The 23,859-nt window shown below is 53.9% G+C and carries 23 protein-coding genes; 11 read left to right on the forward strand and 12 right to left on the reverse strand.

Annotated features, from left to right (window positions below):
- Positions 1–20: 20 nt before the first annotated feature.
- Positions 21–587, reverse strand: coding sequence for a sugar dehydrogenase complex small subunit (locus tag AC6I8L_RS23770; RefSeq protein WP_058961670.1), 567 nt, complete (start codon positions 585–587; stop codon positions 21–23).
- 270 nt (positions 588–857) lie between these two features.
- On the opposite strand from AC6I8L_RS23770, the gene AC6I8L_RS23775 reads away from it, so the two are divergent.
- Positions 858–1,535 carry a hypothetical protein gene (locus tag AC6I8L_RS23775; protein WP_058961669.1) on the forward strand — a complete coding sequence of 226 codons (678 nt, stop codon included), beginning with the start codon at positions 858–860 and terminating at the stop codon, positions 1,533–1,535.
- A 292-nt stretch (positions 1,536–1,827) separates the two neighbouring features.
- Here AC6I8L_RS23775 and AC6I8L_RS23780 read toward each other — a convergent pair whose 3' ends face one another.
- From AC6I8L_RS23780 to AC6I8L_RS23790, 3 genes are all read right to left on the reverse strand, one after another.
- Positions 1,828–2,253, reverse strand: coding sequence for a type II toxin-antitoxin system VapC family toxin (locus AC6I8L_RS23780; RefSeq protein WP_058961668.1), 426 nt, complete (start codon positions 2,251–2,253; stop codon positions 1,828–1,830).
- Positions 2,250–2,504 carry a type II toxin-antitoxin system Phd/YefM family antitoxin gene (locus AC6I8L_RS23785; protein ID WP_058961667.1) on the reverse strand — a complete coding sequence of 85 codons (255 nt, stop codon included), beginning with the start codon at positions 2,502–2,504 and terminating at the stop codon, positions 2,250–2,252. Before AC6I8L_RS23785 ends, AC6I8L_RS23780 begins: the two co-directional genes overlap by 4 nt.
- A 117-nt stretch (positions 2,505–2,621) precedes the next feature.
- Positions 2,622–3,644 carry a LacI family DNA-binding transcriptional regulator gene (locus tag AC6I8L_RS23790; protein ID WP_058961666.1) on the reverse strand — a complete coding sequence of 341 codons (1,023 nt, stop codon included), beginning with the start codon at positions 3,642–3,644 and terminating at the stop codon, positions 2,622–2,624.
- A 239-nt stretch (positions 3,645–3,883) separates the two neighbouring features.
- Here AC6I8L_RS23790 and iolG point away from each other — a divergent pair, with 239 nt between their 5' ends.
- On the forward strand, positions 3,884–4,882 hold the full coding sequence (gene iolG / locus AC6I8L_RS23795; protein WP_058961665.1) for an inositol 2-dehydrogenase: 999 nt from the start codon (positions 3,884–3,886) through the stop codon (positions 4,880–4,882).
- Between the two features lie 200 nt (positions 4,883–5,082).
- Here the strand turns inward: iolG and AC6I8L_RS23800 are convergent, their stop codons facing one another.
- A complete protein-coding gene (locus AC6I8L_RS23800; RefSeq protein WP_058961664.1) occupies positions 5,083–5,808 on the reverse strand; it encodes a pirin family protein in 726 nt (241 codons plus the stop codon).
- A gap of 123 nt (positions 5,809–5,931) precedes the next feature.
- Here AC6I8L_RS23800 and AC6I8L_RS23805 point away from each other — a divergent pair, with 123 nt between their 5' ends.
- Positions 5,932–6,810 carry a LysR family transcriptional regulator gene (locus AC6I8L_RS23805; RefSeq protein WP_058961663.1) on the forward strand — a complete coding sequence of 293 codons (879 nt, stop codon included), beginning with the start codon at positions 5,932–5,934 and terminating at the stop codon, positions 6,808–6,810.
- 38 nt (positions 6,811–6,848) lie between these two features.
- Here the strand turns inward: AC6I8L_RS23805 and AC6I8L_RS23810 are convergent, their stop codons facing one another.
- The 5 genes from AC6I8L_RS23810 to AC6I8L_RS23830 all read right to left on the reverse strand — a co-directional run bounded on the left by AC6I8L_RS23810 (position 6,849) and on the right by AC6I8L_RS23830 (position 12,564).
- Positions 6,849–8,081: an MFS transporter gene (locus AC6I8L_RS23810; protein WP_058961662.1), complete on the reverse strand. Its 1,233-nt coding sequence runs from the start codon at positions 8,079–8,081 to the stop codon at positions 6,849–6,851.
- Positions 8,082–8,309: 228 nt separating this feature from the next.
- Complete coding sequence (locus tag AC6I8L_RS23815) at positions 8,310–9,242, reverse strand: ROK family protein (protein WP_058961661.1); 933 nt, start codon at positions 9,240–9,242, stop codon at positions 8,310–8,312.
- The gene (locus tag AC6I8L_RS23820; RefSeq protein WP_058961660.1) at positions 9,239–10,105 is read right to left on the reverse strand and encodes an ABC transporter permease; all 867 of its coding nucleotides are present in this window, start codon (positions 10,103–10,105) and stop codon (positions 9,239–9,241) included. The genes AC6I8L_RS23815 and AC6I8L_RS23820 overlap by 4 nt, the downstream gene beginning before the upstream one ends.
- Positions 10,105–11,025, reverse strand: coding sequence for an ABC transporter permease (locus AC6I8L_RS23825; RefSeq protein WP_058961659.1), 921 nt, complete (start codon positions 11,023–11,025; stop codon positions 10,105–10,107). Before AC6I8L_RS23825 ends, AC6I8L_RS23820 begins: the two co-directional genes overlap by 1 nt.
- Before the next feature lie 3 nt (positions 11,026–11,028).
- Positions 11,029–12,564: an ABC transporter substrate-binding protein gene (locus AC6I8L_RS23830; protein ID WP_058961658.1), complete on the reverse strand. Its 1,536-nt coding sequence runs from the start codon at positions 12,562–12,564 to the stop codon at positions 11,029–11,031.
- 201 nt (positions 12,565–12,765) lie between these two features.
- Between AC6I8L_RS23830 and AC6I8L_RS23835 the strand changes: the two genes are divergently transcribed.
- Genes AC6I8L_RS23835 through AC6I8L_RS23845 form a run of 3 tightly spaced genes read left to right on the forward strand, consistent with a single transcriptional unit; the run spans position 12,766 to position 17,139 of the window.
- Entirely contained in the window at positions 12,766–13,899 is a 1,134-nt protein-coding gene (locus AC6I8L_RS23835; protein WP_058961657.1) for an ROK family transcriptional regulator, read from the forward strand.
- Between the two features lie 10 nt (positions 13,900–13,909).
- Entirely contained in the window at positions 13,910–15,352 is a 1,443-nt protein-coding gene (locus AC6I8L_RS23840) for a M81 family metallopeptidase (RefSeq protein WP_058961656.1), read from the forward strand.
- The gene (locus AC6I8L_RS23845; protein WP_058961655.1) at positions 15,349–17,139 is read left to right on the forward strand and encodes an ABC transporter ATP-binding protein; all 1,791 of its coding nucleotides are present in this window, start codon (positions 15,349–15,351) and stop codon (positions 17,137–17,139) included. The genes AC6I8L_RS23840 and AC6I8L_RS23845 overlap by 4 nt, the downstream gene beginning before the upstream one ends.
- Here the strand turns inward: AC6I8L_RS23845 and AC6I8L_RS23850 are convergent.
- Entirely contained in the window at positions 17,136–17,594 is a 459-nt protein-coding gene (locus AC6I8L_RS23850) for an acyltransferase (RefSeq protein WP_058961654.1), read from the reverse strand. The two genes, AC6I8L_RS23845 and AC6I8L_RS23850, sit on opposite strands and share 4 nt — an antisense overlap.
- A gap of 364 nt (positions 17,595–17,958) precedes the next feature.
- On the opposite strand from AC6I8L_RS23850, the gene AC6I8L_RS23855 reads away from it, so the two are divergent.
- Both AC6I8L_RS23855 and AC6I8L_RS23860 read left to right on the forward strand, forming a co-directional pair.
- Positions 17,959–18,207 carry a hypothetical protein gene (locus AC6I8L_RS23855; protein WP_058961653.1) on the forward strand — a complete coding sequence of 83 codons (249 nt, stop codon included), beginning with the start codon at positions 17,959–17,961 and terminating at the stop codon, positions 18,205–18,207.
- Positions 18,208–18,604: 397 nt separating this feature from the next.
- Complete coding sequence (locus AC6I8L_RS23860) at positions 18,605–19,306, forward strand: GNAT family N-acetyltransferase (RefSeq protein ID WP_058961652.1); 702 nt, start codon at positions 18,605–18,607, stop codon at positions 19,304–19,306.
- Between the two features lie 127 nt (positions 19,307–19,433).
- Here AC6I8L_RS23860 and AC6I8L_RS23865 read toward each other — a convergent pair whose 3' ends face one another.
- Positions 19,434–20,603 (reverse strand): ROK family transcriptional regulator, encoded by a 1,170-nt coding sequence (locus AC6I8L_RS23865; RefSeq protein ID WP_058961651.1) that lies wholly within the window; start codon positions 20,601–20,603, stop codon positions 19,434–19,436.
- 261 nt (positions 20,604–20,864) lie between these two features.
- Between AC6I8L_RS23865 and AC6I8L_RS23870 the strand changes: the two genes are divergently transcribed.
- The 3 genes from AC6I8L_RS23870 to AC6I8L_RS23880 are packed head-to-tail and all read left to right on the forward strand — an operon-like array spanning position 20,865 to position 23,859.
- Positions 20,865–22,112 (forward strand): extracellular solute-binding protein, encoded by a 1,248-nt coding sequence (locus AC6I8L_RS23870; RefSeq protein WP_058961650.1) that lies wholly within the window; start codon positions 20,865–20,867, stop codon positions 22,110–22,112.
- A gap of 9 nt (positions 22,113–22,121) precedes the next feature.
- Positions 22,122–23,030, forward strand: coding sequence for a carbohydrate ABC transporter permease (locus AC6I8L_RS23875; protein ID WP_058961649.1), 909 nt, complete (start codon positions 22,122–22,124; stop codon positions 23,028–23,030).
- The gene (locus AC6I8L_RS23880) at positions 23,020–23,859 is read left to right on the forward strand and encodes a carbohydrate ABC transporter permease (protein WP_034828950.1); all 840 of its coding nucleotides are present in this window, start codon (positions 23,020–23,022) and stop codon (positions 23,857–23,859) included. The genes AC6I8L_RS23875 and AC6I8L_RS23880 overlap by 11 nt, the downstream gene beginning before the upstream one ends.

Below are 23,859 nucleotides of genomic sequence, written 5' to 3' on the forward strand. Positions count from 1 at the left end.
TCGTTTTAGTTTTGAGGAAATTACAACTGTTCGATATGACCGTCGTGCTCATCCGGCACCGGTGCGGTCCACCAGATTGGTCCATTGCCGCAGTAAGTCGGCACCACCAAACCGTCGCTGACCGTCTGGTACATCAGCGCCTGTTTGTAAGCCACCAGCGTGCCGTGATAGTCATCCCCTACCGTGCCGGTGTACCAGGCCGTGACGATTTGATAGAGGAAATCGTGCAGTCCTGCGCTGCTGGCTTTAGCCAGGAAATCCTGGGCGGTGATTTCTGAAGTTATCAGCGCATCGAGCTGCGCAACACGCGGCACAAATTGCGTGTCACGCTGCGCCAAAACTTCATAAAAGCGCGCGGCAAGAGCCACATCCAGTTGCTTGTGTTCGGTGATCGCCTGCGAGATGCGAACGAACTGTTTCACCGCGTCGCTGGCATGAATCACGCTAGCCGCAAACGCCCGCCCCGGAAGGGCTGCGACCGCGCCGGTCACGGTTAATCCGAGTGTGGCAAGCAGGAATTCCCTGCGGGTGGAACCGGTTCCATTTTTAACTACAGAAACGGTTTCGGGTGCAAAATGTCGTTTCATGGGGTTACCTGATGCTGAGACAAAAGAGGAGAAAGCCAAACGGCGCTATCCTAACGATTTCGTTGCAAAACTGTTATCAGGATTCGAACGAAATCCCATTAAAGGGTGTGGATTTAGCTCTAAATGATAATTTAGGTCATAAATTGTTGGGTTTGGGATAGTTGCGAGGAGGGATTTAATGTGGGTAAAAATTAATCACACAGACAGTTGAGCGCTATTTAGGTTATGATAATATTCAATAATCCACATAACCAAATCAGGAGTTCCTCCATGAGTCTCATCGAACAACATGGAGGGGTTTCCACATTGATTGGCACCCCTAAAGAAGTCAAAGCACGGTTAGGAAAATCTCAATCTAATCAGGTATTAGTGGTGTCCTTCGATAACATCAGCAACCTGCGCGTGCTCAGTACGCTGACAGAAAATATTTCTACTGTAGCTTCAACCATGTTTGAAATTTTTAAGGAACGGCAGGAGAAGCAGTCACTCGAGATATTGGTTGGATCGATGCTGCCCAAGGCCCCCGCCTCACCACACCTGATGAAAGAAGCGGCAATGCTCTTGCAAGCACGTAAAGCCGTGTTGGAAAGCGGAAACTGGTTAACAGCCGCTGATGTCTCGCAGTTAGCCGGTTTGAGTACCACCAATCCCAGCGCTCAACCAAATAAATGGAAAAAAAGCGGCCAGATATTTGCGATTCACCACAATGGCATTGATTACTTCCCGGATTACGGTCTGGATCGCAATACGCAATTCCGACCATTGAAAGCGCTCTCTGAGGTGTTGAAGATATTCGCAGATCATAAAGATGGTTGGGGAATCGCGTTCTGGTTCTTGTCAGTGAACAGCTTTCTTGGTGGTCAACGCCCACAGGATATGTTGGCAAAACACTCAGAGCGGGTGATTGAAGCCGCAAGGGGCGAAATCGATGGGGTTGGACATGGATAAACTACCAGAGCAAATGAAGGCTCAGCCCCTCTGCATTAATAATTCATTGACGTTGGTAAATGACATTTAGTTCGATAATACAGTTATTGACCTGGATATAAGAAATACGAGGCTGATAGATACCGGTCAATAACAGCGCCGGATTTCGCTCAATTAAATAACCCTGTAATTAAAATAGCCACATATCGCTTATTAGTCTTATTAGTCTTATTAGTCTTATTAGTCTTATTAGTCTTATTAGTCTTATTAGTCTTATTATTTTATTCCGGTTCTTAAATGTGTTCTGATGATGTTATTGCCACTCCCATGGATTGAGCAACATAACGCCTAGTCCTTCAAAGTCCCTGGTATTTCGCGTAACTACAGTCATATCATGACGAAAGGCAGTGGCCGCGATCATTGCATCATTCGCGGAACGTTGGTCGGGTACATGGAGTCTCGCACAATAAATGGCAGTTTCGGCATCAAAAGGCAGTACACGGCCTGAAAACTCACGTAATACCACTGATGCAAACCATTCGCGTAGCATTTCTCCCTGACGCACATCCTTTCGCAACACCTGAAGGATGCCTTTTTCGATCTCCATAATCGTAGTCGCTGATATGAACATATCACCCGCATCTACCGTATCCGTCCAGTTGGATACTTGTGGATCAATTTTGGGCGTCCTTGCCTTACGCATTTCCGAAATGACATTGGTATCAAGCAAATATCTCATGAAAAATCCACATCCCTGAAGCCTATGTCCACTCGTTGAGGATCAAAATCGATATCAGCGACACCGGGCATAGCAAGTGCATCCTGGATATTGCGTCGTGTACCCGTTAGCTTTTTATATTCCTCAAACGTCATCAATACGTGGGCTGGTTCTCCGCGATCAGTGATGTATACAGGGCCTTCCTCCGCCAGTTTTTTCGCAGCTGATACCTGCTGATTGAACGAACGGCTCGAAATTGTTGAGATGCCCATAACAGCCTCCTGAGAATGTAGAAACATAACTACATGATACGTCAGCTGCACAATATTTCAACACCATGCTGAAAATAAGCATGTTTCAAGGGTACTGGAAATCTAGCTGATTGAAGTTCAAGAAAAATAAGAATAGCGGTGATAAATCAGCAGCGGCGTTTTCACATCCTCCGGCAGGCGCTCACTCAACGGCTGCTCAAATATCGCCAGGCACTGCTCGATCTCGCGCCGCATATCATGTCCCAGCACCATATCCATCGTGCCTTTCTCCAGCAGTAAGCGACTCGATTCACTCAACTCATGTCCGGCGAAGATCACCTGATCTTGCACACCAAATGCCTCCAGCGCTTTGGCTACGCCTTCGTTACCGCCCGCCGTGTTGTAAATCCCGGCTAGCGGTTTGCCCTCTTCCAGCCACTTTTTCACGCTGTGCCAGGCGGTTTCGGCTTCGTCGTTAATGTTGACGCGGTCACGAATCGTCAGCCACGGGAAAGCCTCTCGCAGCACGCGACGAAAGCCGATCTCGCGCTCCTCCTGGGTGCGATAGGTCGAACTGCAAATCAGCAGAATATTGCCTGGTTGCTGCGGCGGCAGCATGCGGCCCATAAACCAACCGGCAGTCGCGCCTGAAGCGGTCTGATCGATACCCACATAAGCAGTACGCCGCGAATTGGGCAGATCGCTGGTGAGGCAAATCACCTGCACACCATCATCAATGGCGGCTTTAACCGCACGGTTGATCTTCACGTCATCGCGGCACACCAGAATAATGCCGCTGGCTTCAGTAGCGCGGCGTTCAATCAGCTTGCTAAAGCGGTCAGCGTGGAATTGCGCACTCGGCAACGTATCCAGTGTGATGTGAAGTTGCGGACGCTCGCGCATTACCGCACGTGCATGAAACTCAAGCTGAGCCACGAAGCTGGTGCCAGATTCACACACAATCGCGATACGTTTTGCCGCTCCGCGAGGGTCTTCTGTGTCACTCAGCCCCAACCGCACCATGGCATTTTCAACTTTCTTGCGCGTCACCTCGCGCACGCCTTGCCGTCCATTGATCACGCGGTCTACGGTGGCGGGACTGACGCCCGCTTCCTGCGCGATGGCTTTAATGGATGGCGATTTCCAGTTTTGCAGCGTCATGATATTTCCTGATGTCCTTCACCTCATGGATGAAACAGTAGCTTGATAAGGCACTGATAATCAAATTGTTATAACTCCATGAATCCAGAGAACAATCTTATATTTGAAGTCATTAACCTCAAATTTTCATGTGATCGGCCTCATCCTTTCAGCACCCGTTTCAGGCTTTGCTTTGACTTAAAACTTCACCAATACGCTTAATAGCGCCATCACCTGTCGCCCTTATAGGAATTAAAAAAATGCTCAATGTTGCTCTCTTAGGTGCTGGCCGTATTGGACAGATCCACGCTGGGAATATCGCCGCGCATCCGCAATGTCGTCTGGCGTATGTGATGGATGTCCACGCACCTGCTGCCAATGCGCTGGCTGAGAAATACGGCGCTAAAGTGGCAGATCTCGACACCATTCTGGCGGACAGTTCGGTTGATCTGGTGGCGATTTGCAGCGCCACTAACACCCATGCAGATTTGATTGAAGCCGCCGCGCGCGCCAAAAAAGCCATCTTCTGTGAGAAGCCGGTGGATTTAAGTTTGCAGCGCGTGCAGATCTGTTTAGCCACGGTGCGTGAAGCAGGCGTGCCATTGATGGTTGGCTTTAACCGTCGCTTTGACCCGAGCATGGCGCATTTGCAGGCGTGTCTGCGTGATGGCGAGATTGGTGAAACCGAACTGGTGACCATCAGCTCACGCGATCCGGGCGCACCGCCTGCTGAGTACGTTAAAGTCTCAGGCGGTCTGTTCCGTGATATGACCATTCATGATTTTGATATGGCGCGCTGGTTGTTAAATGAAGAGCCGGTATCGGTGTACGCCAGCGCGGCGGCGCTGGTTGATCCCGAAATTAAAGCGCTGGGCGATGTCGATACCGCCGTTGTCACCCTCACTTGCGCCAGCGGCAAGATGGCGGTGATCACCAACAGCCGTCGTGCCAGCTACGGCTACGATCAGCGTATTGAAGTACACGGCAGCGAAGGAATGTTGCAGGTAACGAATCAGCTGGAGTCTCAGCTGGTGAAATCCGTGGCAAACGGGGTGGTGGCGCAGAAGCCGCAGCACTTCTTCCTGCAGCGTTATGCCGATGCTTACCGCAATGAACTGGCGACCCTCATTGAGGCGCTGGCAAAAGGCGAAGGCCAGTACCCCGGCGGGAATGATGGGTTGCAGGCGTTATTACTGGCGGATGCAGCGCTGGAGTCATTGAAAACCGGCAAACCGGTCGCACCGCAGTCGCTGTTGTAAGGCGGTGCTGATAAGGGGCGAACCCTGGTCCGTCCCTTCGACAACTCCCCATCAAGATGGAAGCTTGATTGAAAGCTCACTGAAGCTTAAGCAAAACGGCCAGAGCGCGATACAGGCAGCATCGTGCTGCTCATTGATGCCGACGTTAAGCAACCAAAACGCATAGGCTTCAGGGCGTCCGTAAAACGCCCTGGCTTGTTTTAACGCTGTGGATGATTCACTTCCAGCGGACGCAGGTCGAATAGCAGCACCTCTGCGTTATCGCCCTGGGCGAAGTGCAATGCGCTCTCATTACGCACTCGCGCACCGTCACCTTCTTTGAATTTCACACCGTTCACTTCGATGCTGCCGCGCGCCACATGAATATAGGCGTAACGATCGGCATCCAGTGCGAAAGTCTGCTGCTCAGCACCATTAAAGAAACCGGCATAGATGCGGATATCCTGACGTACGCTCAGGCTGCCCTCTTCCCCTTCAGGCGAGATAATCAAACGCAGTTGCCCGCGTTTCTCGCTCTCTGGCACGGAGATCTGCTGATAGCCCGGCTGGGTGTTGCGTTCGCCCGGTACAATCCAGATTTGCAGGAAGTGCACGTTGTCGCTCTTCGAGTGATTGAATTCGCTGTGCGTTACGCCGCTGCCCGCGCTCATCAACTGCACATCACCGGGGACGATCACCGAACCGGTGCCCATTGAATCTTTATGCTCCAGCGCGCCGTCCAGCACATAGGAGATGATCTCCATATTGTTGTGTGGATGCGCCCCAAAACCACGCCCCGGTGCGACACGGTCGTCATTGATTACCAGCAGATCGGAGAAGCCGGTCTGTTTAGGATCCCAGTAATTCGCGAAGGAAAAAGTGTGATGTGAATTCAGCCAACCGTGGTCACCCACTCCGCGTTGTTCTGACAGACGTTGTTCAATCATGGTTTGCTCCTCAAATGTGCGGTGGAAAGACGCTTGCCCTTCCGAATGAGGATAAGTATACGTAAACTAATTTGCCCAACAATGCGCTAACCTGACAATGACTGTCACCGAAAAGTGGACAATATGCAGATAGAAGATCTTCGTATTTATGTCGCCGTAATTAAAGCCGGTAACTTCACCGCCGCCGCCGAACAGTTGATGCTGTCGAAGCAATACGTCAGCCGCCGTATTGCCGCGCTGGAGGAATCACTCGGTGCGCGTCTGCTGAATCGCAACACGCGTAAACTGTCGGTGACGGATAACGGCCAACTCTTTGCCCAACATGCGCAACGTATTCTCGATGATGTGCAGGAAGCCCAGCAGGCGGTATCTGGCCGGCAACAGGTGTTGCAGGGCAGCTTTCGTCTTAGTGTTCCGATGTCGTTTGGCATCAGCCATTTGTCACCGTATATCGCCGAGTTCCTCAGTCAGCACCCCGGATTGCAGTTCCAGGTGGAGTTGGCGGACCGCTACGTCGATATGGTCGGTGAAGGCTTTGATATGGCGATCCGCATTGGCACCCTGCCCGACTCAAGCTTGATCGCCAAACGTCTGGGCGTGTTTCGCCGCGTGATCTGTGGCAGCCCGTCATACATTCAGGGCGCGGGCGCACCACGTGAACCAGAGGATCTGCTCAATCACGCTTGTTTGCGTTACGGGCGAGAAAGCCAGATCGGCTGGGAACTGTTTAACGGTGAACAACGCAAGGTGATGGCGGTGCAAGGCCCGATGGTGAGCAATAACGGTGAGATGTTACGTGATGCGGCGGTGGCTGGATTGGGGCTGATTCTGCTGCCGGAGTTTATCGTGGCACCGGCCTTAGCCAGCGGTGATTTGATGACCGTGCTGGATGAGTGGCAGCCTTCCTCACTCAACCTGAACGCGCTCTATCCACAGCATCGTCAGCGCAGCGAAGTGAATCGGGTGTTTATGGCGTTTTTGCAGGAAAAGTTGGCAGGATAATGAAACGGGCGACCTGATGGCCGCCCGATAAGAATCAACTAGGCGCTTTCATGCGCAAACGTAATCGACTTTCTCCGTGCATCGCGCACCGCGATACCATGGATCAACAAGCCCAACATCGCCAGAATCGCACCGACCCAACCGGTTGACTGCCAGCCAAGGCCCGCAGAGATGGTCACGCCACCCAGCCATGCGCCGAGCGCATTCGCCAGGTTAAATGCCGAGTGATTCAACGCCGCCGCCATGGTCTGCGCATCACCCGCCACATCCATCAAACGGATCTGCAGCACGCTCGCCAGCGCCACCATGGTGCCGACCAGCATCACATTGAGTGAACCGGCAAACGCATAATGCGCGGTAAACACAAAGGCACTCAACACCAGCACCGACCAAATCAGCACCATGCGAATGGTTTTCTCCAGCCCACGATCCGCCAGATGACCACCCACCACGTTGCCGATAATCATGCCGAGTCCAAACAGCGCCAGCACCGCCGGAATCCAGCTCACCGGCATTTGTGCCAGTTCGGTCAGCGTAGGTTTCACGTAGCTGAACACCGAGAACAAGCCACCGCTGCCGATCGCACCAATCGCCAGCGTCAGCAACACCTGTTTGCGCGTCAACGCCGAGAGTTCACGCAACGGACTGGCGGTTTTGTCACCCGCCACGTTCGGCACCCACATGCCCACCAGCACCATGGTCAACAGCGCTAATACGCCCACAATGGCGAACGCTTCACGCCAGCCAAACACCTGTCCAATCGCGGTAACCGCAGGTACGCCAAGCAGGTTGGCGATCGTCAGGCCAAATAGCACCATCGAAACGGCCTGAGCACGTTTTCTGCGCTCTACCAATCCAGCAGCGACCAATGCGGCGACACCAAAGAACGTGCCGTGCGGGAAACCGGCGAGGAAACGCGCCAGCAGCATTGAGTAGTAACCCGGAGCAATCGAGCTAAACAGGTTACCCGCGGCAAACAGGCCCATCAGCGTCATCAGGAAGTTACGACGTGAAGCGCGAGCACCGAGCACAGCCAACAGCGGTGCGCCGATCACCACGCCCAGCGCGTAGATACTGATCAGGTGGCCCGCCGTAGGGATAGAAACATTGAGGCCGGTGGCGGCATCGGGCAGCAGGCCCATGATGACGAATTCGCCGGTACCAATCGCAAAGCCACCGGTGCCGAGCGCAAACAGCGCTTTGAGCACACTGGCGCGTGGCAGCGATGCCTGCTCCGGCAGCTGATTAAGTTGAGGTTGTGCAGATGACATGGTTTTCCAGTAACGCAGGTGAAGAATCCAATCACAATCGTGGCGGCATTGAAGGCCACCATCGTTGAGACTGAAAGGATTTAGCGGAACATGATAACTGATTTAAATGAAAATTCGATGGCAGAGAATTATGTGGCGGCTAATTAATCGTTGATTAGCCGCCTTGCGCCCAACACGGCGCAAAGCAAGGGTATGTTGACTGGCACCGCTGCAGTGTGTGCATTTTCGTTAAGCAACCTGCCGTGCTAGCAGCGCCGCGCCGATCATTCCGCCGTTATGGGCAAACACGCCGGGCACCACCAAAGGATGCTGAGTGCTGCGCAACACATAACGCTGCACTTCCTCATTCAATGCTTCCATCAACGCTGTCACCGAAGCCAATCCTCCGCCCACCGCCACCAACGATGCACCGGTGATATTGATAGTGTAAGCCAGCGGCTGACTTACCAGTTGTAACCACACCTGAATCGTGCGATTAGCCTGCACTTCCTGCTGTTGCCAGCCGGCGATAATGTCGAGGCTGCTCGCATTAACATCATGCAAAGTGCGATGGAGATTCTCCAGCCCGCGCGCGCCGCCGAAACTATCGAGACAGCCTTTTTGACCGCAGGGACAAGGCTGGCGCGGCAAGCGTATTGTCTCGCCTTCAATGTCCACTTCGGTCAGCGTAATCGGACCATGGCCCCATTCACCCGTCAGGCCATTCTGTCCGGTGATGATTCGCCCATCTGCCACCAAACCGCCGCCGACGCCGGAACCGAGAATGGCGCCAAACACCACTTTGTGCCCTTTGCCCACACCTGCCTGCGCTTCCGCGAAAGTGAAGCAGTCGGCATCGTTATGCACGATCACTTTACGTTGCAGTAACGCGCCCAGCGCCTGGCTGAGGTTGCGTTGATGAAAGGCTGGGATGTTACTGGCAAACATCTCACCGCTATCCGGTGCCACGATGCCCGCAGTGGAGATCGCCAGCGGAGAATCCGTGCTGAACTGCTGATGTTGTTGGATCATGCGGCTCACCAGCGCGGTAAAATCCGGCCAGCTGTCTGCCGGGATTTTTTGCTGATCGAGGATCGTCAGCTGCTGCTGCGCATCCATCACACCCAACTTCACGAACGAACCGCCCAGATCGAGGCAGATCACTGCCGGTGTTGTACTCATAAACGTTTATCCATCACATCACGCAGGCCGTCGCCCAGCACATTAAAGCCGAGCACAGTAATCAAAATCGCCAGTCCGGGAAACAGCGACACGTAAATATTCAGCCCAAGGAAGTTGCGCCCATCACTCATCATGGTGCCCCACTCCGGCATCGGCGGTTGCACGCCTAACCCCAGAAACGACAAGCTGGCCGCCGACAGCACCACTGCGCCCGCCGTTAGAGTCGATTGCACAATCAGCGGTCCGATTGAGTTGCGCAGAATGTAATGGGTAATGATACGCGGATAGCGCACGCCCAGCATATGCGCGGCTTCAATGTACTCCATGTTCTTAAGGCCGAGCGTCAGGTTACGACTAAGGCGCGCATACACCGGAATGGAGAACAGCGAAATCGCGATCAGCATATTGGCCAGCCCTTCACCCAGCACGCTAACAATCAAAATCGCCAGTACGATACCGGGAAAGGCGAAAATAATATCCATCACCCACATAATCAGCGCATCGATTTTGCGTCCTGCCAGACCGGAGATGATGCCAAGCGGAATACCAATCACCATCGAGATCGCCACACTCAGGCAGACCTCGAACAGCGTGATGCGCGCGCCATAAATCACGCGGGCGAAGATGTCGCGGCCATAGTCGTCCGTGCCAAACCAGTGCGCAGCAGAGGGAGCCTGCAAGGTGTTCAGCAGATCCTGTTCGATCGGATCCCAATGGGTTAACAGCGGTGCTAACACCGCGGCCAGCACCACCAGCAGCACCAATCCGCCGCCAATCGCTATCGACGGATTGTTCTGTAGCATGCGCAGGAACTGGCGACGGCGCGATCGTGTCGGCAGCAAAGAGGTATCGAGGCTGTTCATCAGTCGAACCTTATTTTTGGATTGAGCAGGCCAATCAATATTTCACCCACCAGGTTCATCAGCACCACGCCGGTGACCGCCACCAGCGTCACGCCCTGAATCACCGGGTAGTCGCGGTACTTCACCGAATCCACCAGCAGGCGGCCAATGCCTGGCCAGTTAAACACCGACTCCGTCACCACGGCGCCACCAATCAGGCTACCGAAGTTAAGTGCGACGATGGTGACAATCGGGATCAAGGCGTTGCGCAGCGCATGTTTCCAGTGAATATTCGCCGACGATAAGCCTTTGGCTTTGGCGGTACGAATATAGTCCTGACTCAGCACATCCAGCATGCTGGAGCGTGTCATGCGGGCAATCATCGCCATCGGCAAAATCGCCAGCGTGACGGTCGGCATCACGTAGTTCTTCCAGGAGTCCGCGCCCAACAGCGGCAACCAGCCGAGTTCCACCGCAAAGTAGTTCATCGCCAGCAGCGCGAGCCAGAAGTTGGCTATCGATGCGCCCGCAATGGTCAGCACCATCACGATTTGATCGGGAATACGCTGGCGATAAATCGCCCCGGTCATGCCCGCAGGCACGCCGATGGCAATCGCCAACAGATAGGCCAGTGCCGCCAGCGATAAGGTGTAAGGCAAACGCTCGCTGATTTCGGTGATCACCGGGCGCTGTGACTGCAACGATTCCCCCAGATTGCCGTGCAGTGCTTCAGTAGCAAATTTGATGTACTGCAGCGGCAGCGGCTGATCCAAACCCAGCCGGATGCGCATGTTATCCACCGCTTCCTGCGGCGCTTCCGGGCCCGCCATCAGGCGTGCCGGATCGCCCGGCAACGCGCGGATGGCGATAAATACGATGATCGACACGCCCAAAATAATCAGCGGCAGCGAGAGCACCTTTTTCGCAACGTACGCTTTCATCAATCAGTTCTTCACTGCGTCACGAACCACAATCTGTCCGCCAGGCTGCATGGTAACGCCGCTGATGTTTTTACGTGAGGCGTAGAGGTCATCCTGATAGAACAGCAGCACCTGCGGGGCCAGCCCGCTGATCTGTTTCTGTGCCTGGAAATAGAGATCTTTGCGTTTCGCATCGTCAAGCGTGGAAGCGGCGGTATCGATCAGGTCATCAGTTTGCTTATCGCTGAAGAAGCCGAGATTCGCGCCACCCGGTGCAAAGCTGGCGCTGTGATACAGCGGGCGCAGTTGCAAGTCAGAACCGTACAAACCGGATGACCACGACGCCAATACCGCATCAGTGCCCTGCTGGGCTTTCTCTTTGGCATCGGCGAAGGCGGCTTTGGTCCAGACGCCGCTTTCCATCTGGCGCACATTCAACTTCACGCCGATTTTCGCCCACAGCCCCTGCAACACCTGCGCGGTGCGCGCATCCGGTGCCTGAACCGCAATCGACATGCTGAAGCCATCCGGGTAACCTGCCGCTTTCAGCAGTTCTTTGGCTTTCTGCACGTCGTAAGGGTAATCCTTCAGGCTCTTGTCGTAGTTAGCATCAACCGGAGCCAGTGAAGAGTTAGCCGGCTGTGCATAACCAAACATGATGGCTTTCACCAGCGCCTGCTGATCGGTAGCAAAGTTCAGCGCCTGACGCACGCGCACGTCGCTCAACGCTTTACTTTGCGTATTAAGATCCACCCAGAACACGGCCGCGCCAGGCGACTGTTTCAAATTCACGTTAGCATTGTTTTTCAACATTCCGGCGAATTGCGGCGGTACCGGATTAATAATATCGACCTGGCCGGATTGCAGCGCCATATTCATCACGGAAGGCTCACTGCTCCACGTCCATTTAATTTCATCAGGGCCGTTTGATTTACCCCAATAATCACTGTTCTTTTTCTCCAGCACATATTCGCCAGATTTATATTGTTCCAGCTTATACGGCCCGGTGCCGTCCGCCTTATTACTGATGCTGCCCGCTTTATCTGCGGTAGGGCTGACCATTAATCCCGGTCCCGATGCCAGCACGGTTAAAAAGGCCGGATTGATTTTTTTCAGCTCAAACTCAACCGTTAAATCATCGGTTTTCTTCACATCCTGAATAAAGGTGCGAACTTTACCGCTGCCCGCCAGACCGCGTTTGGTATCCAAATGGCGCTGGAAGTTTTCCACTACCGCATCGGCATTAAACGGCGAGCCGTCGTGGAATTTCACATTTGGGCGAAGCTTGAATGTCCAGTGTAATCCGCTGCTATCCGCACTCCAGGAGAGCGCCAGCGCAGGGATAATCTTGCCGTCATCACCCAGACGCGTCAGGCCTTCATACATGGGATCGAGCACCGTGCCGGTAAAGGTAGCGGTCTGGTTGCCCGGATCCATGCTGCGTGGCGGTTCGTTTTGCATAATCACCAGCTGGCTGGCCATTGCCGCCGAGCTTGCCAGTGACGCCATGATACAACCGGCCAGCGTCAGTACCTTTAAATGCTTGAATGTGCTTTGCATGAAGGCCCTCAATGAATCATTGAAATGTTAGGTGAATTAACAACGCTATATAAGGCACATTCTCTGAACAAAAACCAATACGTAAGTTCATATATTTTACTTATAGTTAGATCTGCGTTCAGAAAATTAACTAAATATCGTTGAATTTGTTTTCCAGCCTCATTATTGTCAGGTCATATCGCTAATGCAGTGAGAACCAACATGCTCAATGCCCACCAGCAGCAAATTTTGCGTCTGCTTATTGCCTCGCACGGCATGAGCCGCACTGCTATTGCGGAAAATATGAAGTTGAGCAAAGCCGCGATTAGCCCACTGGTCAAAGAGATGCTGAATGCCGGACTGCTGGAAGAGAGCCTGGCGGAATCCAGCGGTCAGGGTCGGCCATCGGTATTATTAAAAATGCGTGCTGACAGCGCCTATTTTCTCGGCGCTTCGCTGCTCGGCGAGTACGTCGTTTTAGTGCTGATTGATATGCATGGACTGGTGCTGGCGAGCACGCACATGCCACTCGATCCTGATCCCCAACAGCTGAGTGCGACGCTAGCGGCAGCGATTCCCGATTTGATTGCGCAGAAATGCATTTCAGCCGATCAATTAATTGGCCTGGGCGTTACGCTCTCCGGATTTGTCGATGAAAATCAGGCAATTTGCGTACAATCAGCGCTGCTGGGCTGGAAGAATGTCCCGCTGGCCGACATGCTCAAACAGCAAACCGGCCTTGATGTCTCGCTGGAGAACGATGCCAAAGCGCTGGCCGTCAGCGAGAAGATCTTCGGCGTGGCGAAAAAAGCGCGCAACTTCACCCTGATTTCCCATGGTGACGGCATCGGTTCCGCACACTTCTTCCAGGGTCAACTGCATCGCGGCGCACACGGCGGGGCCGGTGAAATCGCCCACTGCACCATCGAACCCGGCGGACGCCCTTGCCGATGCGGCAAACGCGGCTGCCTGGATACTCTCGCCTCGCTGACCGCGATTCGCGAGAGCATGCGCGATAAAGCACTCGAGAGCCAAACCATCGCCGAACTGGAAGCGCTGGCGGTGAAAGGCAACAGTGCCGCCATCGCCATTCTGCATCAGGCTGGTCACGCGCTGGGCCTCTCGATCGCCAACATTATTCAGATGAACGATCCCGAATTGATCGTCATCGCACATCAACCCGATGCTTTTGACGGCTTACTGAAAACCGTGGTGATGCAATCCATTGATAGCCACGTGTTGCCGTCGATCATGGGCAAAACCCCGATTTCCAGCATCGTGATCAGCGAACAGAGCTGGGCGCGCGCCGCGGCAAGCGTGGCGGCATATCGATTCATCATTCAATTACCTGACTAGCGGAGGCTGTATGCGCATTGCTTTTGGTGGCATTCATACGGAGTGCAGTACATATAACCCGGTGCTGAACTATGCCGACGACTTCCGCATCGTGCGCGGTAACGATCTGCTGACCAACCCCTACTTTGCTTTCCTGCAGGATTACGATGCCGAATTTCTGCCGACCTTCCATGCGCGCGCCATCGCCGGTGGTCCGGTGGCGCGGGTCACTTATGATGACTTCAGGCAGGATTTTCTCACTCGTCTGCAAGCACAGCTGCCGGTGGACGGCGTCTACCTCGCCATGCACGGCGCGGTGTATGTGGAAGGGATGGAAGATGCCGAAGGTGACTGGATTACTGCCACGCGCGAACTGGTCGGCCCGGATTGTCCGATCACCGTCAGTTACGATCTGCATGGCAACGTGACGCAGCGCATCATCGATGCCATTGATATGTTCTCCACCTATCGCACGGCGCCGCACATCGATGTGGAAGAAACCATGCGTCGATCCGTGTCGATGCTGGTGAAAAGCCTGCAAACCGGCGTGAAACCCGGTGTGATTTGGGCACCGATTCCGGTGGTGCTGCCCGGTGAGCGCACCAGTACCGAAGATGAACCGGCAAAAAGTTTGTATGCGCGTTTGCCGGGTATCAATGAAATCGACCACATTTGGGATGCGTCGCTGATGGTCGGCTATGTCTGGGCCGATGAACCGCGCGCCACTGCGGCGGCGATCATGACCGGTACCGACGCCGATGTGCTTTCCGAACAGGCAGCAAAACTGGCGCTGGCATACTGGCAGGCGCGCGACGACTTTGTCTTCGGCTGCGTCACAGGCAGCACCGAAGAGTGCGTGAAAATGGCCATCGCCAGTGAAACTGCACCGGTAATTTTGGCCGACTCGGGCGATAACCCGACCGGTGGTGGCGTGGGCGATCGTGCCAATCTGCTGGCAGAGTTGATTCGCCAGGGCGCGCAGGATGTGATCGTCGCCGGAATCACCGATAAACCGGCCACCGATGCTGCTTTTGCGGCAGGCGTTGGGGCGAAACTCACTCTGACGATCGGTGCCACGCTCGATCCCGCAGGGGGGAAAGTTACCGCAGAATTTGAAGTCCTGCGGGTGAGTGATGATGCGCATTCGCTGGCTAAACAGGCGCTGCTGAAAACCGGCGGCATCACGGTGGTGGTCGCCGATCGTCGTCGCCCTTATCACAATATCGCTGATTTTGAATTGCTGGGGCTTCATCCTGCGCAGGCAAAAATTGTGGTGGTGAAATCGGGTTATCTGTCACCGGAACTGGCACCGCTTGCTAATCCTAACCTGATGGCGCTGTCTGAAGGCGTGGTGGATCAGTACGTCGAACGTCTGGAGCGTAAACGTAAACTGCAGCCTGCCTATCCTTTCGACACTGACTTTGAATTTCTGCCGGTCAGCACCCGTTCGGCTCGCTTTGTGGCGGCCAAATGAGTCGCGAGCCGGTCTTGCAGGTGGAAAACCTCACCGTTGCGTTTCGTCATGACGATCAGTGGCGTGAGGTAGTGAAGAACGTATCGATGACCATCAACGCCAGTGAGACGCTGGCGATTGTCGGGGAGTCGGGTTCGGGCAAAAGCGTGACGTCGATGGCGATTATGCGCTTGCTGAATATGCGCCACGCGCGCGTGACCGGCAAAGTGCTGCTGAACGGCGTGGACCTGCTGAATCTGAGCGAAAAAGCGATGCGCGATATTCGTGGCAACGCCGTGGCGATGATTTTTCAGGAGCCGATGACCAGCCTCAACCCCTCTTTCACCATTGGTCACCAGATCGCTGAAGTCCTGATCAACCATCGCAACATCAGTAAGCGGGCGGCGCGGGAAGAGACGGTGAAGCTGCTGGAGAAAGTGCGCATTCCTAATGCCGCTAAACGCTTCGATGATTATCCGCATCACTTTTCCGGCGGCATGCGTCAGCGTGTGATGATTGCCATGGCGCTGGCGTTGCGGCCAAAACTGCTGATTGCCGATGAGCCGACGACCGCACTGGATGTCACCATCCAGGGGCAAATTCTCGACCTGATTAAGACATTGCAGGAAGAGGAAGGCACCGCGGTACTGTTTATCACCCACGATATGGGCGTGGTGGCGGAAGTTTCGGATCGCACGTTAGTGATGTATCAGGGTGATGTGATGGAAACTGGCACCACGGCGGACATTTTCTCGGCGCCAGCCGCGGATTATACCCGCACGCTGATCGCTACCGTGCCGCAGCTCGGCGCGATGCGTGGCATTTCGGGGCCGCAGAAGTTTGCGCTGAAAGGTGATGCGGTGGCACTGCTACCTGAGCGCCCCGCTTCGCAACAGCCGCTGCTGTCGGTGAAAAACCTCAGCACCCGGTTCAGCATCCACGAAGGTTTGTTAAGCCGCAAAACCGGCGCGGTACATGCGGTGGAAAATATCTCATTCGATTTGATGCCCGGCGAAACCTTGTCGCTGGTCGGTGAATCCGGCTGTGGAAAATCCACCACTGGTCGCTCCCTCACCCGGTTGGTGAAAGCCGATGCCGGCGAGATCGCTTTCGACGGTTATGACGTGCTAAATCTCTCCTCCAGCGAACTGCGCCAGTTACGTCGGGCGATGCAGATGATATTTCAGGATCCGTTCGCCAGCCTTAATCCGCGCATGTCGATTCTTGAAGCCCTGACCGAGCCTTATCTGCAACATCAGCTCGGCAGTAAACAGGCTGCTCGGGAAAAGGCGGCGGAGTTAATGGAACGTGTGGGTTTGTCTTCGGCGATGATGAAACGTTATCCACATGAGTTTTCCGGCGGTCAGCGCCAGCGCATCTGTATTGCCCGTGCTTTGATGCTCGACCCCAAAATGATTATTGCCGATGAATCCGTCTCTGCGCTGGATGTGACTGTCAAAGCGCAGATTATTAATCTGCTGTTGGATCTGCAGAGCAGCCTTGGCTTGTCGTATTTGTTTATATCGCACGATATGGCGGTGGTAGAGCGCATCAGCCATCGCGTGGCGGTGATGCTGTTGGGCGAGATTGTTGAAATCGGTCCACGCGCGGCTATCTTTGAGAATCCGCAACATGACTATACGCGCAAGTTATTGTCATCGGTGCCGGTGCCTGATCCAGCTCGACGTCATCTCAAGCGCCATATGGACGTTAGCGAGCTGAAAAGCCCGGTGCGCGCATTGGGGTTTGTGCCGGACACGCGACGTTATCGCGAGGTGAGTGCCGGGCATTGGGTGATGGAGAGTTAAAGCAGCCGCAGTAAACGCGCCGGGTTTCCGGCGTAAACGCCCTTCTGCGTGATGTCTTTCGTCACCACACTGCCCGCGCCGATGACCGTGCCATCGCAGATGCTGACAGCCAAAATGCTCGCACCACTGCCGATTGAGACGTTGTTACCGAGCGTGATGCGCGCCCAGCTTTCTCGATCGGCATTGGGTTCGCCATCCCGGAACATGTCGTTGGCGAACATCACGCCGTGACCAATAAAGCAGTTTTCGCCCACGCTAACGTATTCACAGATAAAGGTGTGCGACTGCACCTTTGTGCCTCTTCCAATCACCGTATGTGCCTGAATTTCGACAAACGGACCGATGAAGACATCGTCTTGCAGGGTGCAGCCATAAACGTTTGCAGGCTGGTAAATCGTAACGTTACTACCGATTTCAACGTTTTTGACTGCGACTTCGCGTAGATTTGGCTGCATTTTAGCTCCATTTGTTTTGTTCTGAAGATTCTCGTCCGAGATATATTTTTAATAATGTGACTGAATCTACTTACACGTTTTAACAACACATACTCTCGGTTTTGGAAACTGTAAAGCTAACAAGTTGAAAATTAAAAATCGAGACATATATGGCCATAAAACAGTATTAAATCTCGTTACCGAAACCATTAACAATATGATTTAAATAGAAATTATTTTAACACTTCGACCATTTAAATATTGCACATTGCTCAGCGGATGATAAACTCATCGCGAATTGTTTATCGGCTTGTCGCTAAAACTGCATAAAAGGTATAATTTCTGTCATCTATAATCGAAGAGAATTTTTTGATTGGGAGTCTGTATGTTCAAATTTGACATGCAAATAGAGCAGAATTACGCCTCATTCTTTGATGCTGAGAGCGGCAACGCTGTCTTTGTCGATTCATTTGATAATGAAGAGTTTGATGTCCGGATGGGAACGCTAAGCTACAGCGCCCATGTTGCGACCGTTCATGCACTCTCAAATGAAGAGCTCAATCGCAAACTGAGCGAGGTTGCTGCGCAGCATTATGACCATAACGGAACAACAACTCCTGGATTTGGAAGCTGATATCAATGACATCCTCGCTGAGGACTGCGCCAGAATTCATTTTACTTTCCATGCCGCATTTGAACGAATAAACGATCCGCGTAATAAACCATCCATCACATTACATTACATGAATTGGATAACGTATTTCAGACATTCATTCAAACACACCTTTCTACGATAATTGATTATGATGAAGGCACGCGTTTTGTATTAAAGTGCAATAAAACACATTTACATTTTCCGTGTGCAATCACCCATGACAGACAAGTTGGCAAGTTATGGGTGGTACAAAATGTCATTACGGTAATGCGTAAAAAAGGTTTTAATCGCCCGATAATTTTCTTGTTATAAACTGAGTGTATTTAGGCAACACAGTGCCTTTGCACATAATTTGCAACTCAGCCAGGGAAAGACGATGACGCAACTAAACCAATATGGTCAGCCAGTGGGTTTTGCTCTGCCAGATTGGCAGCCGCTGGCCGCGCCTCCTGCTATTCCGCTTTACGGTCGCTTCTGTACACTTGAACCCCTAAATATTACGCATAGCCATGCTTTGTTTGCCGCCTTCGCACTGGCGCCTGATGATCGTGACTGGACCTGGCTGGGTGCGACGAAGCCTGCCTCGCTGGCAGAGATGGAAAGTTGGGTCAGTGGAAAATGCCAGGATGGCGGGTTAGTGAGTTATGCGGTGATCGATCATCGCACTCGACAAGCGGTCGGTGCGGTATGTTTCGCCAATATTGATGGCCAGAACGGTGCGATAGAGATCGGTCATGTTACCTGGTCACCGCTGATGCAGCGTAACGTGCTGGGCAGTGAAGCGATCTACTTGTTACTGAAACAGGCATTTGAGCTGGGCTACCGCCGGGTCGCCTGGCGCTGTGATTCCACTAACCTTGCTTCACGTCGGGCAGCGGAACGCCTTGGCTTCACCTATGAAGGGCGTTTTCGCCAGGCGATGACGCGCAAGCAGCGCAATCGCGATACCGACTGGCTGTCGATAATTGATGGTGAATGGCCGCAGGTGAAGCATGCGATATCGGCCTGGCTGACGGCGGATAATATGGATGATCACGGCCGGGAGCAGCAAAAGTTGAGCGTATTTTTCGCAGGTTAAATCCTATCAAGTCACCTGCCGCAGCGCAGGCGTCAGGCACAGTACTCTGGCAGATGGCAAGTCAGGATTTCCGTTGTTTCAACGTCATTTAAGGGCAGGAATGGGTCTTGCCTGCGCATTGTTGTCCTTATTTCATCAACACCTGAAACTGCGGATTAAATTCGTCAAAAATCGGCAACGCCGCCGCCCCCAACGCAGCAGTATCACTGCCGGTCATGCCCGTTTTCAAACGTGAGCCGGTGAGATAACGCCCGCGCACCGACTGATAGAGCGGCGGTAGGCGCTGAATGATTTTATCCAGCAGTGCGGCGGGCATCATGCCGCCGATGATCACGCTCTCCGCATCGAAAATGCATTCCAGCATATTGATGCCCTGACGCAATGGCGTCAGCACGGTATCAATCCAGCGATCAAATACGGCGGGATCGACTTCCAGCAGGTCGTCCGGCAACGCGGTCATCGGGTCCAGCCCACAGAATTCATAGGCCGCCTGCAGTGATACATAACGTTCGAGGCAACCGTGATTGCCGCAATAGCATTCACGTCCGCCCGGCTCCACCACCACATGCCCGATTTCTCCGGCGTTGTGCGCATGACCGCTGTAAACATGGCCATCCATGATGATGCCAGCGCCCAATCCGGTGCCGATGTAGAGATAGATAAACGAGTTAAGATGCCGCGCTACACCGTGGAACCGCTCCCCAATTGCCGCGACCGTGGCATCGTTCTCCAGCGTGATCGGCACGCCGCTCATTTCGGCCAGCCTTGCTTCGATATCGACCGACTCCCAGCCGTGCAAGGTAGTGGGACCCACCGAGGAAATCCCCTCAACGCCAAACGGACCCGGCATCACTACGCCGATCCCCAGCACTTTCTGCCAGCGGTGACCGAGTTGCGTTTTGATCTCTGCCAGAACCTCTGCAATGCGCGCTAAAGTGGCATCAGGTTCCGGTTTTTGCACCAGGATAAGGCGACGGAAGTGAATCTCACCGGTGAGATCCACTAGCACGATTAGTAAGGTTTGGTGGTCGAGATGAATGCCGATAGAGAACGCACTGGCTGGATTGAGAATCACCGGAATCGCCGGTTGCCCACGCCCCTGCTTGCGCGGTTGGCGGCTGGTAAGCAGTTCTGCACCTTCCAGTTCAGCCACGATATTAGAGACAGTTTGCGGGGTTAAGGCGGTGAGTCGCGCCAGCTCAGCCCGCGTCAATTCACCGTGCAGGCGGATCGCTTCGATGATCACACGGCGATTATGCGCGCGCGCATGCTCCAGATTGGTTCCTGATGTTTTCATCCTGCTTCCCTCTTCTCACGCCCGCGACTGCCAGCGCATCAATATCTATGATCGGCGACACAATTTACAACCTGTTTACCTGACAGCCGCAAAAATCTGTGCAGAGTAGTGAGCAGCGGCAAACGAGATTTATGCCCTGGCACGTCACTTGCTTTAGCTCATTGATGTCAGCTGCAGCAACCTGACAACCTGTGCGCGTTATTAAATCAATCAAATTGATTTAATTAAACACCCTCTTCTTGCATCAAGGCGGAAAATGTTATGAAAATCCGGTTTTCGACCACATTGAAAGGCTGTGCCATCGCGGTCATGTTAGCCAGCGCCGGTAGCGCGGCAGCCGCAACCACCCTCAATGCGCTGTTTATGACTCAGGCGGCTTACAGCGAAAATGATATTCGCGCCATGACGCAGGAGTTCCAGAAAGCGCATCCGGATGTGCAGGTGAATCTGGAGTTTGTGCCGTACGAAGCGCTGCACGACAAAATTGTCGCGGCGCGTGGCGCAGGCGGTAACGGTTATGACGTGGTGCTGTTCGATGCCATCTGGCCTGCGGAATTCACCAAATTTGATCTGCTGCAGGACGTCAGCAGCCGTATCGCCGCAGACGAAAAAGAGAAGATCTTCCCCGGCGCAATGAACACCGTGGTCTATAACGGCAAAACCCTTGGCATGCCATGGATCCTGGATACTAAATACCTCTATTACAACAAAGCGATGCTGGAGAAAGCCGGGATCACCACCCCGCCGCAAACCTGGCAACAGTTGATTGATGACTCACGCATCATCAAACAAAAGAACATCGTAAAATATCCACTGGTGTGGAGCTGGTCGCAGGCGGAAGCGCTGGTGTGTGATTACACCACGTTAGTATCTGGCTTTGGCGGCAAATTCTATAACAACGGCAAGCTCGATTTTTCTAGCCCGGCCTCATTGCAGGCGGTCAAGCTGATGAAGAGTTCGCTGGATGAAGGGCTGAGTAACCCAGCCTCACGCGAATATCTGGAAGAGGATGTGCGCAAAGCCTTCTCCAACGGCGACGCCGCGTTCGCGCTGAACTGGACCTATATGTACAACATGGCTAACGATCCGAAGCAGAGCAAAGTGGCCGGTCAGGTGGGTATCGTTCCGGCACCAGGCGATGCGCCGGGTAAATTTGGTGCGGTGAACGGTTCGATGGGGCTCGGCATCGCCAAAGGCAGCACCCACGGTGACCAGGCGTGGCAATACATCAGCTATATGACCTCGCAACCGGTACAGAACAAGTACGCCACCCTGAGCCTGCCGATCTGGAAAAGCTCTTATCAGGATCCAGCAGTACTGAAGAACCAGGAGAGCCTGATCGCGGCGGCTGACAAGTCACTGAATGTGATGCTGTCGCGTCCGGAGACCGCCGACTATTCCCGTCTCTCTAACACCTTGCAGCAGCAACTGCAGCAAGTGCTGGTGGGCAGCGCCACGCCAGACGCGGCCATGCAGACGGTTGATAAAAGTGCTGCGCGTTTACGTTAAGGGGTCAGCATGCTGAGTTTGCGTCAACGCGAACAACGGCAGGCATGGGTGCTGTTAGCACCCATGTTGCTGGTGATGTTGTTGCTCACCGCCTGGCCGCTGCTACGCACCATCTGGCTGAGTTTCACCGATGCCGCCTTAATTGGCAGCGGTGAAGCGCCAGCCTGGGTTGGCGTGGAGAACTATCTGTTCGCCATCACCGATCCCGATTTTCAATCTTCACTGTGGCGCACACTCTACTTCACCGTGGTCTCGGTAGCGTTTGAAGGGGTTATTGGCGTGCTGGTGGCGCTGCTGCTGAATCAGAAATTTGCTGGTCGCAATATTCTGCGCGTGCTGGTGATTCTGCCGTGGGCACTGCCAACCATCGTCAACGCCATGATGTGGCGCCTCAATTTCAACCCGGATTACGGCAGCATTAACGCCTTGCTCACACAACTCGGTATTATCGATGGCTATCGCAGTTGGTTGGGTTCGCCTGATTCGGCGCTCAATGCGGTGATGTTCGCCGACGTCTGGAAGAACTATCCGCTGGTGACGCTGTTGGTATTGGCTGCGCTGCAATCCATTCCTGACGATCTGTTTGAAGCGGCGCGTCTGGATGGCGCATCTGCCTGGCGACGCTTCCGTGCGATAACCTTCCCGGCGATTGTTGGCCCGCTGAGCGTGGCGCTGGTGTTGCGTACCATCGATGCCTTCAAGATTTTCGACATCATCTATGTGATGACACGCGGTGGCCCGGTTGATAGCACCAAAACGTTAAGTTTCTACGTCTATCAGGAGTCGTTCAGCTACCTGCGAGCGGGCAGCGGCGCGGCTTACGCCATGCTGATGACCCTGCTGTGCGCCGTGCTGATCACACTTTACATGTTGTTATTGTGGCGTCAGCGCCGAAAAGGGAGCGCGTATGAAGGCTAAATTACGCAGCACGGCCAAATATGCCGCCGCGTTATTGGTGGCAATTTCCGTACTTGCGCCGATGGGCTGGCTGTTTCTGATGAGCGTCAGCGCCACCAGCGATCTCACGCGTGTTCCGCTGGAATGGTTACCGCGCCAGTGGGATTTCAGCCGCTACAGCCGTTTGATTTCACTGGAACCCGGCCAGCCCGGCACGCTGTTCCTGCATGCGCTAGGAAACAGCCTGTTGGTGGCTACTGGGGCGACCATTATCTGCCTGCTGCTGGCGATTCCGGCGGCGTTCAGCTTCTCGCGCTATCGTGGTCGCGATGGCTGGCTGTTTGCCTCACTCGCCATCTATATGGTGCCGCCGGTGGCGTTTGTGCTGCCGCTCTACTTCCTGCTGCAACAGTTTGATCTGTTGAACACGCGCCCCGGTTTGATCATCGTTTACTGCTCGCTGATCCTGCCGTTCCTGACGTGGATGCTGAAGAACCAGTTCGATGCTTTACCACAGGATATTGAGCAAGCGGCGCGGCTGGATGGCTTGCGCGTCTGGCAGGTGCTGCTGCGCATTACCCTGCCACTGGCAAAACCAGTGCTGGGTGCAGCGGCGCTGTTTGGCTGGTTGCTGGCGTGGGATGAGTTTTTCTATGCGCTATTGTTCACCAGCAACATCGCGGCACAAACCTTGCCAGTGACGATTGCGGGCTTTACCGCCGGGCGCGCCACCGATGATGGTTTGATCGCAGCGGTCGGCATTCTGGCATCCGTGCCACCGCTGTTTATTGCTATCTGGCTGCAGAAAACGCTGGTGAGCGGCCTGGCCAGTGGCGGGAGCAAAGGATGA

Source organism: Type-E symbiont of Plautia stali, assembly GCF_059731115.1.